Source organism: Shouchella sp. JSM 1781072, assembly GCF_041949915.1.
In the GTDB taxonomy this organism is placed as follows: Bacteria; Bacillota; Bacilli; order Bacillales; family Bacillaceae_D; genus Shouchella.
Genome location: NZ_JBHFQE010000001.1, coordinates 107,017 through 120,436, shown reverse-complemented (window position 1 = coordinate 120,436; position 13,420 = coordinate 107,017). Strand labels below are relative to the sequence as shown.

Annotated in this window: 17 protein-coding genes; 2 read left to right on the top strand and 15 right to left on the bottom strand. The window is 39.9% G+C overall.

All coding sequences use genetic code 11. From position 1 onward, the window contains the following. Positions 1-10: 10 nt before the first annotated feature. From fliD to ACE1TH_RS00550, 14 genes are all read right to left on the bottom strand, one after another. Positions 11-1,771: a flagellar filament capping protein FliD gene (fliD, locus tag ACE1TH_RS00615; RefSeq protein WP_375078215.1), complete on the bottom strand. Its 1,761-nt coding sequence runs from the start codon at positions 1,769-1,771 to the stop codon at positions 11-13. A 17-nt stretch (positions 1,772-1,788) separates the two neighbouring features. Further along, positions 1,789-2,079, bottom strand: a complete 291-nt coding sequence (locus tag ACE1TH_RS00610; RefSeq protein WP_099301728.1) for a flagellar protein FlaG — start codon at positions 2,077-2,079, stop codon at positions 1,789-1,791. A gap of 43 nt (positions 2,080-2,122) precedes the next feature. Then, positions 2,123-2,356: a carbon storage regulator CsrA gene (csrA, locus tag ACE1TH_RS00605; protein ID WP_099301729.1), complete on the bottom strand. Its 234-nt coding sequence runs from the start codon at positions 2,354-2,356 to the stop codon at positions 2,123-2,125. Continuing rightward, positions 2,357-2,788, bottom strand: a complete 432-nt coding sequence (fliW, locus tag ACE1TH_RS00600) for a flagellar assembly protein FliW (RefSeq protein WP_099301730.1) — start codon at positions 2,786-2,788, stop codon at positions 2,357-2,359. 9 nt (positions 2,789-2,797) lie between these two features. Further along, the gene (gene flgL, locus ACE1TH_RS00595) at positions 2,798-3,853 is read right to left on the bottom strand and encodes a flagellar hook-associated protein FlgL (protein WP_375078214.1); all 1,056 of its coding nucleotides are present in this window, start codon (positions 3,851-3,853) and stop codon (positions 2,798-2,800) included. Between the two features lie 18 nt (positions 3,854-3,871). After that, on the bottom strand, positions 3,872-5,227 hold the full coding sequence (gene flgK / locus ACE1TH_RS00590; protein ID WP_375078213.1) for a flagellar hook-associated protein FlgK: 1,356 nt from the start codon (positions 5,225-5,227) through the stop codon (positions 3,872-3,874). Positions 5,228-5,239: 12 nt separating this feature from the next. Beyond that, positions 5,240-5,635, bottom strand: coding sequence for a flagellar export chaperone FlgN (gene flgN / locus ACE1TH_RS00585; protein WP_099301733.1), 396 nt, complete (start codon positions 5,633-5,635; stop codon positions 5,240-5,242). Then, entirely contained in the window at positions 5,632-5,895 is a 264-nt protein-coding gene (locus ACE1TH_RS00580) for a flagellar biosynthesis anti-sigma factor FlgM (protein WP_099301734.1), read from the bottom strand. Before ACE1TH_RS00580 ends, flgN begins: the two co-directional genes overlap by 4 nt. Before the next feature lie 12 nt (positions 5,896-5,907). Continuing rightward, complete coding sequence (locus ACE1TH_RS00575) at positions 5,908-6,330, bottom strand: hypothetical protein (RefSeq protein WP_099301735.1); 423 nt, start codon at positions 6,328-6,330, stop codon at positions 5,908-5,910. Between the two features lie 14 nt (positions 6,331-6,344). Continuing rightward, the gene (locus ACE1TH_RS00570; RefSeq protein ID WP_375078212.1) at positions 6,345-7,052 is read right to left on the bottom strand and encodes a ComF family protein; all 708 of its coding nucleotides are present in this window, start codon (positions 7,050-7,052) and stop codon (positions 6,345-6,347) included. Next, complete coding sequence (locus ACE1TH_RS00565) at positions 7,049-8,404, bottom strand: ATP-dependent helicase ComFA (protein ID WP_375078211.1); 1,356 nt, start codon at positions 8,402-8,404, stop codon at positions 7,049-7,051. The genes ACE1TH_RS00570 and ACE1TH_RS00565 overlap by 4 nt, the downstream gene beginning before the upstream one ends. A 22-nt stretch (positions 8,405-8,426) precedes the next feature. Beyond that, positions 8,427-9,266: a DegV family protein gene (locus ACE1TH_RS00560; protein ID WP_099302165.1), complete on the bottom strand. Its 840-nt coding sequence runs from the start codon at positions 9,264-9,266 to the stop codon at positions 8,427-8,429. Positions 9,267-9,376: 110 nt separating this feature from the next. Then, positions 9,377-10,084 carry a response regulator transcription factor gene (locus tag ACE1TH_RS00555; protein ID WP_081762106.1) on the bottom strand — a complete coding sequence of 236 codons (708 nt, stop codon included), beginning with the start codon at positions 10,082-10,084 and terminating at the stop codon, positions 9,377-9,379. A gap of 30 nt (positions 10,085-10,114) precedes the next feature. Next, positions 10,115-11,245, bottom strand: a complete 1,131-nt coding sequence (locus tag ACE1TH_RS00550; protein ID WP_099301738.1) for a sensor histidine kinase — start codon at positions 11,243-11,245, stop codon at positions 10,115-10,117. Between the two features lie 242 nt (positions 11,246-11,487). Between ACE1TH_RS00550 and ACE1TH_RS00545 the strand changes: the two genes are divergently transcribed. Beyond that, positions 11,488-12,126: a YigZ family protein gene (locus ACE1TH_RS00545; RefSeq protein ID WP_099301739.1), complete on the top strand. Its 639-nt coding sequence runs from the start codon at positions 11,488-11,490 to the stop codon at positions 12,124-12,126. Here ACE1TH_RS00545 and ACE1TH_RS00540 read toward each other — a convergent pair. Continuing rightward, the gene (locus ACE1TH_RS00540; protein WP_375078210.1) at positions 12,099-12,716 is read right to left on the bottom strand and encodes a pyroglutamyl-peptidase I; all 618 of its coding nucleotides are present in this window, start codon (positions 12,714-12,716) and stop codon (positions 12,099-12,101) included. The two genes, ACE1TH_RS00545 and ACE1TH_RS00540, sit on opposite strands and share 28 nt — an antisense overlap. Positions 12,717-12,790: 74 nt before the next feature. Here ACE1TH_RS00540 and ACE1TH_RS00535 point away from each other — a divergent pair, with 74 nt between their 5' ends. Further along, positions 12,791-13,393: a trimeric intracellular cation channel family protein gene (locus tag ACE1TH_RS00535; protein ID WP_099301741.1), complete on the top strand. Its 603-nt coding sequence runs from the start codon at positions 12,791-12,793 to the stop codon at positions 13,391-13,393. Positions 13,394-13,420: the final 27 nt, after the last annotated feature.

Here is a 13,420-nt window from a genome sequence, read left to right as displayed (position 1 = left end):
AGTGCCTCCCTTAATTGTTGTAAAGCAAGTTAAATAACGATTCACTTTGTTGATTTGCCATTTGCATCGCTCTCTCCATGGCCGTGAACTGACGCCAGTATCTTGATTCTTTTTGCTCTAACCGACGTTCGAAATTTTCTAATTGCTGATCAATCGTTCGAGTTTGTTGCCCAATCGTAAACTGGTGCAATTCATGGAATCCTTCTGAACCTCCAGCTCTTCTTGCAATTGCAGACATAGATTGTTGTAAGTCTCGCCTCATGGACTGAGCGATTCCTTCAGTTTCTTGATTTCCATTAAATAGCGTGAAGATACCCTCAGGATCATTCTCAATCGCTTGTCTTAACTTATCCTCATTGATTTCTAACTTTCCACCATCCGCATAGTCTCTCGTCGTCGTAATGCCAATTTGCGATAGATGTGTAAACGAACCACCAGTAGGGATTACTTTATACACATTATTCCTCATTTGGTTCATGTTCGTTTGCAAAAGTGAATCATTTCGTAACAAGCCACTTTGCGCTCGTTCATCCCATCTTTTTGCTTCCGTTTCAGATAATGCATCTCTTTCCTCATCTGTTAAAGGATCATAATCACGATAGTAGCGTTCATTGACTTTGCCGTTCATAAAGTCAACTAACTCGTTATACTCTTTTACAAAGGATGTGATCGTTTCATAAATCGAGTCAACATCTGTAGACGCAGTGAGCGTAATGGGTTGGGTTGACACATCTTTAAGCGTTATCGTCATGCCACTTATGGCGAATGTATTGCTCCGTCTTTCCGTATCAAGACCATTAATAGTAAAAATTGCATTTTGACCGTTTGTCACTTCATCTAGACCAAAGGCAGACGTAAACAACCCACCGCTAAAGGCAAATTCATTTTCTGACGTATTAAATGTCCCGGTATCTTTATTCGTCAACACAAGCTTTTTATTATGGTCATCAAAAAAAGCCGATACATTTGCTTTTGATTGATTGACCGTTGTCACGACACTTTGAATCGTATCAGCTTCATTAAAGAAAAAGGATGTTGTGTGGAACTCCCCTTTTTCATTTGCCATGACAGAAAGGGATGAAAACGTATAGCGCTGTGCTTGCTCTTCATTTTCAGCTTTTGCAATGTATTCTACTTGTACTTGTGACGACAACGATACGTCATCATGAAACGTAACGGTCCCGGAATCGTCTAAACGAACTTGATTTTGTTGTAAAGGAGCACCTTGGTCGGCTACAACTTCATATGCTTTGCCTTGAACCAAAATATGTGTTGCACCATCCGCTAAGGGCTGCGTTAATGAAATCGTCTTATCCTCGCTAACTTGAACAGATGCTCGTGCTTTTCTTCCAGAAACCCATTCCATTTCATCCCCAGCTAATTCCTTAATCGACGTTTGATTGGAGACAGGTTCACTCGAGTTCTGTTTTGAAATCGGTCGACCAATTGAAGTAGTGGAAGTAGCTAATTGCTTTACTTCATTAATTGTAAAACTCGTATTTCCAACATTAGAAGAAGCCGTAGCTGAAACAACCGCTTGATTCGATGACAAAACCGAGCGCCTTTGCATGGAGGATGCACGCATAACGGAGTCAAACATTGATGTATGGAGAGCGCGTAGCTTTAAATTGATATCTCGGTAGTTGTCCATTTTCCAACCAAGCTCTGTTTTTTGTTTTTCTAATTTATTTACAGGCATCCGCTCTGCCTGCATGAGGTCTTTCATCATTTGATCGATATCTAGCCCCGATGATAAGCCTGATAGTCGCATCGTTTCTTCACCTCTTTTTATACTTGACGATCGATTATTAATCCTGCTGACTTCATCATTGATGCAACAAGATTCAGTAATTGTTCAGGTGGAACTTCACGAACAACTTCCTCGGTGTCCGAATCCACAACTTTCACATACACCCGACCAAGATCAGAATGAATGTGGAAAGATAAGGCACGTTTCTTTACCTTTTGCTCATCAGTCGCAAGGGTGTTCTCTGTTTCTGTTCGGTTTTGGTTCCTATCCAAAACACGGTAAAGAGGATCGCTTAAAAATGAATGGTTTCCTGCTGAATGAATTTCCATGGACCTTATATCGCCACCTTTTGAAAAATCATACTAGCTAAACTTACGATTGATTCTTTTGTTCTATTAACGCTTTAAGTGAATCAATAGATAAGGATTCGACAGCTTGCTTATTTTCTTTTTCGACCACTTCAATGATTTCTTTTCGAAAAATATCGACCGATTTTGGTGCTTGGATGCCAATCTTGACCTGATCACCACTTACTTCTAAAACAGTCAGTTCAATATGATCGCCAATGCAAATAGATTCATTGATTTTTCGTGAGAGAACAAGCATTTATTCGCCTCCCTTACCTGCGAGTAACGCTTTTGATGGATACAACTGCGCTTCATAGATCAGCTGCTTACCTAAATGGCTAACCGTATTCATGACAAGTGGTGCATTAAGGTTCGCCGTTGACGTAGAAAAGGGGTCTTTAACCGTAATCAGCACAAATACAGCGACATCGGTTTCCTTTTCAATCTTTAACTGGTCAATTGTATTTTGATCGAGCTCAATCCGATAATCCTGCCAGATTGAAAATGGATTTAAACAGACAAAAGCAACGTGTTTTCCTTTGGTTGATTGTAAGAGAAAGAAGTCACTTTGTGGAAACGGAATTAATACAAATTCATTTTCTAAAGGAAAACCGGGGAGCCCATTTGGAAAATGGAGCACGTCCGCTTGTTCGATTTCAATTGTGCCTAAATAATTTGTCTCAACTTGCATGGAAACCACCTATCTTAAGAAATCTAATAATGAAGGTTGCAAGACTCGTGCACTTGCTGCTAGTGCAGCAGAATGAACGGTTTCTGCGACTAATAATTTCATAACCGTCTCTTCGAAATCAACGTCTTCGTTTTCAGATTTAACTTTCTCTAGTAAGAATGCTTGCGTATTTAGCCGATCTTCAATTAAATCAACCCGGTTCATTCGTGCTCCAAGTTGCCCATTTATATCTGCCGCTGTTCTTAAGTGACCGTCTACCTTACCAACAAAAGCACTTAACTCTTCTGCTTCAATATTTGGATCAGCAAGCGCTTGTTGAAATTGATACAATTCATTAAACATATCGGTTGTAAACAAACGATGAGCATCAGCTCCAACCGTGATCTTTACGCCTTGCTGAAGTTCTAATTCAAATGCTGCAGAAGCAAATTGATGATTCATCATTCGCATTTCTTCCGGTTGAATAGAATTTTCACCAGAAAACCATTGCCCGTCTTGAAATTGAACTTGCGCACCTTCTTCATTTTCAAACGTACCGTTTTCTTGATAGGCATATGTCGAGCCATTAAAATAAATCATTGTATTGTTATTAAATTGATCGCTTGTAACCGTGGATGGGTCAAGTTTTTCTATTGGCGCACGATCCCGTTGTTCACCATTAAAAATATAGTTTCCTGCAATATTTGTATTTGCTACTGTGAGCAGATGGTCTGTCAATTGCTCAACTTCTTGAGCAATGCTTTTTCGTTCGTCTTCACCATATGTATCCGTTGATGCTTTTATCGCCAATTCACGAATTCTCGTTAAAATACTATTCGTTTCTCGTAGGGATGTATCACTTTGATCCAATCGATTGTGTGCTTCACTCATATTACGCTTATACTGTTGAATTTGGTCAGCTGATTCGCGAAATTGCATTGATTTAGCAGCTGTAACAGGATCTTGCGAAAACCGTGTGATTTTTTTCTGTGTACTTAATTGTTCTTGTAAAGTAGAAAGTCTTTGATAGCTTGCTTGTGAATAGTGCAACGTATTTGCCGTTAACATAGACTGTGTAACTCTCATTTCATCATTTCCTTCCCTTTAACGTCCAACTACGCCCATTCCATTAATAACGGTGTTAAGCATTTCGTCCATTGCCGTCATTACCCGAGCAGCCGCATTATAGGAATGCTGGAACTGAACCAACATTGTCAGTTCTTCATCTAACGAAACGCCGCTTATCGACATGCGGTTTCCATCAATGTTGCGTAATCGAGCCTGAGCTGCCTCGGCCTTCCTCTGTACGCTTTGTGTCTCCACGCCTAATTCACTCATAAACTGCTGGTATTGTTTCGTCACAGAATCATTTTCTTGACTAAGATTTGCGATACGCTGTGCCGTCTCTTTATTCACATTTAAAAGATTGGGATTTTCAATAAAATCAGTTGAGACACGCCGGCTTGCTTCATCAAAAAAATTAGGCAAGATGCCATTCACATCTTCAATAAGCTGACCTCTAAGATCTTGCATCGTTTCAATTGCTTTTTCAACGTTAGCTATAGAAGCATCAATTCCAAGAAATTTCCCGCTAATCACGTCACTATACGGTTCACCATTGACTATCAACGCAGGTTCACCGTTTTGATTTTCTACAGAAAAGGTAAAAGGAGAAAATGAATCTGCAGATGCTTGTCCATCTACTAACACAACGTCACTGTTTAATAGTTTAATATCATAACTACCTTCGTGCCCTTTTTGCGAACTTGATCGGCTTACTTCAATCGGGATCAAAGTTGCCAACTCGTCGATTAACAGATCTTGCTGATCATAAAGTTCGTTTGCAGCTTGTCCATTCTCTTCTATTTTCTTGATCGCAGCATTATTATCTGCGACTTGTGCGAGTAAATCGTTTATCTTCGTTTCGGTGATGTCTTGCTCTTGCTCGAGTAAACGGATTTCAGATTGAAACGCTTTCTCTAAAGAATCAAACGTGTCCATTACGGCTTCAGATTGTTCAATCAACACTGCCTGACTATCTTGTCCAGCAGCAATCTCTCTCCAGCCGTTAAAAAAACCATTGAGTTGACTCGAAAGTCCTCCTAAATCCCCTTCATTATGAGGCGCCTCATTAAATAAATCTTCAAGTCTACTGAACGTTCTGCTTTGAACGCCTGTATATCCTGAAACATGGGCTTCTAATCGAAACTGTTGATCTAAAAATTGATCGCGCACTCGTTGAATTCGATCAATTCCAACGCCAGTACCTACACGCCCTTCCATAATCGGTTGCCCAAATGGTCCCGATCCAGGATACCCTGGTGTAGCATGCATGTTCACTCTTTGCCGCGAATATCCTGGTGTACCAGCATTCGCTATATTGTTCCCCACCGTCTGTAACGCTGTTTGATTTGCCGCAACCGCTCTTCTCATCGTTTCCATTCCTAAAAAAGTCGACAAGTAGACACCCCCTTACGCTCTTGAATCAAAGATTGATAAGGTTTCAGCCTTTGATTTTGCTTCCTTTGTATAAACCGATCGATCATTCTGGAACAATTGCAGTGAACCCCTTACAAATGCAAGCGAGTCATTCAATAGCAACGTATTTCGTTCGTTTTGCTTTTTTAAATCCAGCAACACTGTAACCAATCGTTCTTTTTGCGGCTTAAGCGTGTAATCAGTCAAATCAACTTCTGACCGCATTTTTTCTTCTAATGCATTTGCTTTTGTTACAAGAGTCGATTCTTTTCTAACGATCATTTGTAACGACTCAAGTTCGTTATTAATTAAAGCTTGTTCCTTTTGAATAGCCAGTTCAACTAGCGTATCTTGTACATCAATCATTTGATTAACTAGGGCTTCACTCATTTAGGATTTTCCGCACCTTTCCACGCAGTTAAAATGGCTTGAGCCGTTTTTTCTGGCTGCATTTCATATGTTCCATTTTGAATTTTTTCTTTTAACTCTTGTAAACGAGTTTCTTTCGCTTTATTCGATTGAGCACTTAATTCCAATGCTTCTTTTGAAATTTCAACCTTATCGTTTTTAGGTTCTGCTTTATTGGTTGCCTTCATTTGATTTTTATATGGTTCACTTGCACCAATATATTGCGAAGAATGGATTTTCATAAGCGACCTCCATTAACAGTTATTTTGTAAAGTATGGTTTAACGGTTTATTACGTATACGTTCACCACTAAGCTGTTGTTGACTATGCTTTTGTTGTTCGTATTCACTTAATTCCTTTTTTAATTCACTTAAACATGTATGACAAAAGCGCTCTTCTTGCGTTAGTTCGTTACAACGTTCGCAGTAATGCTCTAAATTAGGAAATCTTGATAATTTTAATCTGCCGGAGCGAATCAGCGATTGCAAAAATTTAAATGGAATCTTTGTTTTCTCCATGAGCAGGTGTTGCGTAAATCGTTGATCCTCGTGCTGCCTCAAATAATCACTAATGACTTGTAACCACTGCTCTTCTTCCGACTGACACTCTACACAAATTGTTTGATTAACTTTAACAAAGAGTGCTCCACAATTCATACAATTTGCTAGTTCGCTCACACTAATCCCCTACCTTAAATCGCTCTAGCAACTGTTAAGGAGGAAACGGACTCAGCACCTGATTCGAGCAGGGCTTTTGCCGCCATCCGTACAGTTACTCCTGTAGTATATATATCGTCTATAATTAAATATTTTTTACCTTTAATATACGACTTTTCTTCTGGAATAGGTGAAAAAGGATTGTGTTGGTATAAATTGATTCTCTCATACCGGGTCTTTTTACTCTGTTTTCTGTTATCGTCTGTTGAAATCCTCATTAAACAGTGGTGTATTTGTCCTCTTTTTAAAAGTTCATCTGCTTGGTTAAATCCCCTCTCTTTCATTCTTAAAGGCGAAAGAGGAACCGTCGTAACAACGAATTGTTGATCGTGTTCGCTAATAATCTTCAGCAATGACTCTGTGAAAATATGCCCAATTGCTACGTCACCTCTAAATTTATATGTCGAAAGCAATGTTTTCAAAAAATCATTGTACTCATAAAGGGATTGATTGCGTTGAAGAACATCTTGTCCGAGAAGTTTCCTCCACCAAATACAATCACGACACTCCTCCTCTATAAATGAACCAAAGCGCGTTGGCTTCCCACACCTGATACACCCGTCCTGGCAAAGCATTAATTGGCTTGAACACTTCATGCAAAGCGGTGACTGTTTTAAAGAAAATAGTGATTGAATCGATACTTCTTGAAAAAAAGGTGAATGACAGGATAAACAGGTACTCATTTCTTCCCCTCATTGTTCATTTGCCGAATGTGGCGCTTCGCTTTCATCATTGAATGCGTCACGCCATAGTGCCAATAAACCACATCGCCATCGGGAAAAGCTTGTTTTCTACCCACTCTCCCTGCAATTTGAACGAGACACGCTTCATCAAAAATCGGTTGTTCCGCACCGATAACAGCTACTTGTAAATTTTCCACTGTCACACCTCTCTCTAAAATGGTTGTCGTTAAAAGCAAGTTTGTCTTTCCTTCGCGAAATGCTTGAACATGCTTATGACGTTCAGTGGCTCCTGCATAAACAAACTCATGTTTAATACGAAGACTATGGAGAATGGAAGAGCATTTCTTTAACATCTCAATTGATGGGAAAAATAGTAATAAAGGTTTATCGTCATGCTTCATAAGCCATTGATGGACAATAGGAGGAAGACTACCTTTATTGAATCGACGCTGCCAATTGCCAATCCATTGAAAACGCGGTTGAGGAATTGGTTTCCCATGAAATCGAACGGGAATCTTTGTCACTGTTATAGAAGGAGTATTTAACATTCGTTTTGACGGTGTAGCACTTAAGAAGATTGTGGTTGCATGAGGTTTTTTAGCACGAGAACTTGCATAATGTAGGGAGCGGTCATACGTATAGGGGAATGCATCCACTTCATCAATAATAAGCACATCAAAAGCGTGATGATAGCGAAGCAATTGGTGGGTGGTTGCGATAACGAGTTGAGCAAGGGGGTTCTTTTGACGACTTCCTGCATAGAGGCTGGATTGCTTAATCGATGGAAACGCTTCCTTTAAGCGTGGGCTTAATTCTTTCACCACATCGGTTCGCGGTGTCGCGATTCCAATGCGCATCCCGAGTTGCAGGCTTTTTTCAATCATTGGGAATAGAATTTCCGTTTTTCCAGCGCCACATACAGCCCAAACTAAATGGGTTTGATTTTGCTGTTCAACAGCTTTTATAAGCTGAATGCTTGCTTGTTCTTGGTGAAAAGAAAGTACTCCTTCCCAACGACAGCTATTTTCTTGCGGCTTGTAACGTAACTGTGTAGCGCTACAAGTAAGAAGCTGTGTACAGGAAGAAGCTTTTCCCATCTCAATACAATGTCGACAATAGGTACAAAGCGACTGGCAATGATAACAATAGTGCGCGTAAAAAAGCGTTTGTTTCTCATTTCCGCACCGTTTACATGTCCATTGACCATTTTCTTGCACTAATGTTGGTTCTGACTGAATGACTTCTTTTTCAATTGCTTGAATGAGTAATTCATTCGAAAATGGCCATTCGCTCGATAACATACATCGATCGTACAAAAACAGTCTAATCTTTTGAACGTCATCGCTTGTCAACACTCTACCTCCTCGACATGGATTAACACCAGCCGATACCTAAACTACTTGGTCCAAGATGCGTACCAATTACTGGTCCAAAATAGCTTATTTCAATATCAGCATGAGGGTAAGCTGAGAGAATTTTTTCTTTTAACATGTCTGCACCTTCAGGCCGATTCGCATGGATTACAGCGATCTCGCTTACGTTGCCTTTTTGTAAATCTGCAAAAAGCAAATCTAAAATGCGGTTTAAAGCCTTTTTTTCCGTACGGACTTTTTCAAAAGGCATAATTTGCCCATCTTCAAAATGCAAAATTGGTTTGATCTGTAATAAACTTCCAAATACAGCTTGAGCTCCACTCAATCGTCCGCCTCTTCGTAAATGATTTAAATCATGTACCATGAAGTAGGCACGTACTTGCTCTTGCTGCGTAGTTAAATACTGAATAATATCAGAGCCGCTGCTACCTTCTAGCGCTAATTTCGCAGCTGAACGTACGTAGAAACCTTGTGGAGAACAACTGATTTTGGAGTCAAAGCCATAGACGGTTAGGTTTTCTTTCATTTCACCAGCAGATAATGCCGTTTGCAAAGTACCACTTATCTTGGCAGAAAGATGTATGCAAACGACATCTGTGTACCCTTCTTGCTCAAGACGATCAAAGAGCTCGACAAATTCTCCTATTGCCGGTTGTGACGTTGTTGGCAATGCCTCTTCTTCTCCCAGCTTTTGATAAAATTCTTCAGTAGTAAGGTCAATTCCTTCTCGAAATGAGCCATCTGAAAAATTTACGCTTAATGGAACGGTATGAATTTGAAGCGCTTCAATCGTCTCTTTTTGTAAATAGGCCGTCGTGTCCGTAATTACTGCGGTCTTTATCATATTTGTTCCTCGCTTTTCTACAGTCAGTCACTCCACTTAAATTTAGCGGAAATAGATCTGATATTCAAGAAATAACCGAAGAATTTCCCGAGAAATAATATCGTTTCTTAGCGAACAATGACGTATCCTTTTTTAATTGCTTCAACAACCGCTTGTGTTCGGTCATTTACATTCATCTTCTGCAAAATATTACTTACATGGTTTTTTACCGTTTTTTCACTTATATACAAGGATTCGCCAATAGCACGGTTATTTTGACCGTCTGTCATGAGTTGAAGCACTTCACATTCACGTCTTGTCAAAATGTGCAATGGCTTACGATATTCGACTTCCCTATAGCCTACTGAATCTTGGTGCTTCTCATCCTGTTTGGCCAAACGACGGTATTCTTTAATTAAATTTGACGTTACTTTCGGGTGAATGTAAGCACCACCTGTCGCCACAACTTTGACAGCTTCTACAAGTGACTCTGCATCCATTTCTTTTAACAGATAGCCGGATGCACCGGTGCGCAATACGTGCGACACGTAAGACTCATCGTCATGAATCGATAAGATCAGTACCTTTACTTTCGGAAACACTTTCACAAGCTCTTTCGTTGCTTCCACACCGTTAAGTTTGGGCATATTAATATCCATTAAAATCACATCTGGTCGATGGTTACGAACAAGATCAATGACCTGTGATCCATCTTCTCCATCCGCTACAACATTAAAATTTTGTTCCATTGATAAGATTCGTTTTACTCCTTCTCTAAACAATGGGTGATCATCTATAATCACGATTCTTATTTCATCCGTTTCTTGTACTATCATTGGATTCACCTCTCGTAAACTACTACGTTATTAGACTGTTGTTACAGGTAGTTGAATTAAAATATTTGTTCCCTGTTCTATTTCCGATTGAATCGTAATGGCGCCATTTAACATATTCACTCTTTCTTTCATGCCAATAATGCCAAACGAAGAGTCTTTTTTAGTCGAAGGGTTAAACCCAACGCCATCATCTTTTATGACCACCATTACGTTGTTTCGTTTCATTTCAATTTTCACTAGTACCTCAGTTGGGTTTGCATGTTTAATCGCGTTTTGAACGGCTTCTTGAATAAGTCGAAAAACAGCTATCTCAAAGTGTTGTTCAAGTCGAGTTTCAATGCCTAAATGTTTAAAATGAACCGTTAATCCATGTCGCTCTTCAATATTCTCTAAATATTTTCTAAGCGTCGGGATTAAGCCTAAATCCTCAAGCGCCATCGGACGTAAGTCATAAATAATTCTTCTTACTTCAGCTAATGAAGATCGGACCATTTTTCGTAAACCGCGAATTTCTTTTAATGCTTCATGAATGCCCTTTTCTTGGTAGATTCGTTCGATTAATTCTGAATGTAGCATAACGTTCGCCATCATTTGCGCCGGTCCGTCATGAATTTCACGGGATAATCGACCTCTTTCTTCCTCCTGAGCTTCTATAATCTTCAACCCAAATGATTGCTTTTCCTTTGCATCTTCAATAATTTCTCCAACTTTTTTTAAATCGCTCGACAGAAAATCAAACACAACCGACATCTGGACAGATAGCTGTTCCGCACGACTTATCGTATCTTGTAAATTCTTTAAGCGACGTTCAATGTCATCTCTTCTTGTTCGCAATAGCTTTTCTTCTTGTTGCAGAACGGCCATTTCGACTTGAAATTCACTAGCTTGCTCATACGCTACCCTCACTTCTTCGTTCGTGTAGCTTTGAAATTCTTTGCTTACTTTTGCTAAGCGATTTCTTGCATGCCTTGCATGTAAAGAGGACTTGTCCACTTTGTCAATGACTTCGACAACTTTCTGCTTTGTCTGCTCAAGCTCTTTGCTTAAATAGGCATGTTCATTTCTAGATCGTTCGCCAATCTCAAAAATCTTTTCTCTACTTGTTGAAACTGTATCTATAGTCTGAGAAATAATCTGATTCAGAACTTTTACTTCTTCCATTTCAAATCCCCACTTTTTTATTAAAACAATGGTGTAGGTTAGCTCAAGCCTTCCGCTTTTAAATTAAGCCACTTTCCGTTATTCTTATCTTACACTATCCGATGGAGAAAGAAAGACGAATATCGTAAAAGAACGGGATCTTTTTCTCTGTAGTAGAGAATATCGCCTATACTATCAGACCAGTATTACATCACGGTTTCGCCAATATGTAAAAATATAAAAATTATAATGGAGGGAACCCATTGCTAGAGAACTATAAAACGGTTAAAGAGCGTGGCAATCACGAAATCGTCATTCAAAAATCGCGATTTATTGCTCATTTTAAACGGACAAAAACAGAACAAGAAGCGCTTGACTTTATTCAAGAAATCAAAAAAGAGCACTGGAATGCCACGCATAATTGCTCTGCTTATCTAATTGGTGAACAAGATCTTATCCAAAAAGCAAACGATGACGGAGAGCCTAGTGGAACAGCCGGTGTACCTATGCTAGAAGTCTTAAAGAAAAGAAAACTTAAAGACACGGCTGTCGTCGTGACTCGTTACTTTGGCGGGATTAAATTAGGAGCAGGTGGACTCATTCGTGCATATGGTAGTTCCGTAAGTGAAGGCTTAAATCACGTTGGCGTTGTGAATCGCACCCTTTGCTATATAATGGAAACAACCATTGATTATACATGGCTCGGAAAAATTGAAAATGAAATTCGACAGTCTCTTTACCAATTAAAAGAGATCACATACGCAGACCTTGTTACCATCCATGTATATGTTGAAGCAAACAATGTTGACGCCTATCTCGAATGGATGACGGAATTAACAAACGGGCAAAGCGAAACCAAACAAGGAAAAAGCGTCTATTTAGAAACAGACGCTGATACGTGAGAAACTAATGCATGAATCGATGCCTCTATCGCTTTCAGAAGCTGATCATTGGATAGGGGCATACCTTGTTTGATTTCATTCGTAAACGGAATATGGATAAAACCAGCAGGGACTGTTTCATTCTTTCGATTCATCTCGTGAAGCGTTCCGTACATCAACGCATTACACACATAGGTACCAGCTGTATTCGATACATACACACTCGCATCATACGGAAGAATCGCCGCTTCCATTTCTCGTAAAGGCAACGTTGAAAAATACGCAGCCGCTCCTTCTTCTTTTATAAAGCAATCTCTCCTTTGAACCCCATCATTATCTCCCGGATCATCCATAATATTAATCGCAACTCGTTCAAGAGAGATCGCTGTCCGATTCCCTGCCAACCCTAGCATGACAACAGCCGCAGGATCCGTTTCCTCAACGATGCGTGCCAATGTTTCACTGGCTCGGTTAAATGAAACAGGCAGAACTTCTCCCTTTATGGTCACGCCATTAATCACCTTTCCATCTAACTCCCCTACTACCCACTGACTTGGATTTGCTTCATGGTCAAGGAAAGGCTCAAATCCCGTTAAAATGATTGGTTTCATCCTAAAAACCCCTTTACTTTCCTGATTAATGTCACTATCATATCATATGACAACATAAGAATGAGGGACGTTCATTGGATACTTGGGAAATCTTTACGATTATTGGCACAATTGCATTTGCCTTATCTGGCGCAATTGTCGCGTTTGAAGAAAAATATGATTTATTCGGCGTTTATACACTCGCCTTTATCACTGCCTTTGGTGGTGGGATGATTCGAAACATCGTCGTCGGCATACCCGTTTCAGCTTTTTGGAGTCAGACGTCTTTATTTATTATTACGTTTTTGCTTATTACCACACTATTCTTCCTACCCGCTTTTTTATTTAAACTTTGGGATCGCTGGGGCGTCTTCTTTGACGCAGTCGGCCTATCCGCTTTTGCGATACAAGGCGCCCTTTTCGCCAAAACCGCAAACGAATCCATTTTTGCGATGATGCTCGCTGCCGTACTAACAGGAGTAGGAGGCGGTATCCTCCGTGATGTCCTGGCTGGAAGAAAGCCAATGGTGCTTCACAGTGACATTTACGCAGGCTGGGCCCTAATGGGCGGTATTATTATCGGACTCGGCTTCGACCATCCGATTATGCAATATGTATTATTCGTAATGATTATTGTTATGCGTATGCTTACGGTTCATTATAAATGGCGCTTGCCTCAGGTGGATAAGCGGATATAAAGAAAAGCCCTACTCTCGTTAGAGATT

What these genes read in the sequence shown, in the direction of transcription:
- flgL (WP_375078214.1), bottom strand. Translation starts at nt 3,853, where the DNA reads ATGAGAGTTACACAGTCTATGTTAACGGCAAATACGTTGCACTATTCA.
- flgN (WP_099301733.1), bottom strand. Translation starts at nt 5,635, where the DNA reads ATGAGTGAAGCCCTAGTTAATCAAATGATTGATGTACAAGATACGCTA.
- fliD (WP_375078215.1), bottom strand. Translation starts at nt 1,771, where the DNA reads ATGCGACTATCAGGCTTATCATCGGGGCTAGATATCGATCAAATGATG.
- ACE1TH_RS00555 (WP_081762106.1), bottom strand. Translation starts at nt 10,084, where the DNA reads ATGATAGTACAAGAAACGGATGAAATAAGAATCGTGATTATAGATGAT.
- fliW (WP_099301730.1), bottom strand. Translation starts at nt 2,788, where the DNA reads ATGCAAGTTGAGACAAATTATTTAGGCACAATTGAAATCGAACAAGCG.
- ACE1TH_RS00570 (WP_375078212.1), bottom strand. Translation starts at nt 7,052, where the DNA reads ATGAGTACCTGTTTATCCTGTCATTCACCTTTTTTTCAAGAAGTATCG.
- ACE1TH_RS00550 (WP_099301738.1), bottom strand. Translation starts at nt 11,245, where the DNA reads ATGGAAGAAGTAAAAGTTCTGAATCAGATTATTTCTCAGACTATAGAT.
- csrA (WP_099301729.1), bottom strand. Translation starts at nt 2,356, where the DNA reads ATGCTTGTTCTCTCACGAAAAATCAATGAATCTATTTGCATTGGCGAT.
- ACE1TH_RS00580 (WP_099301734.1), bottom strand. Translation starts at nt 5,895, where the DNA reads ATGAAAATCCATTCTTCGCAATATATTGGTGCAAGTGAACCATATAAA.
- ACE1TH_RS00610 (WP_099301728.1), bottom strand. Translation starts at nt 2,079, where the DNA reads ATGGAAATTCATTCAGCAGGAAACCATTCATTTTTAAGCGATCCTCTT.
- ACE1TH_RS00540 (WP_375078210.1), bottom strand. Translation starts at nt 12,716, where the DNA reads ATGAAACCAATCATTTTAACGGGATTTGAGCCTTTCCTTGACCATGAA.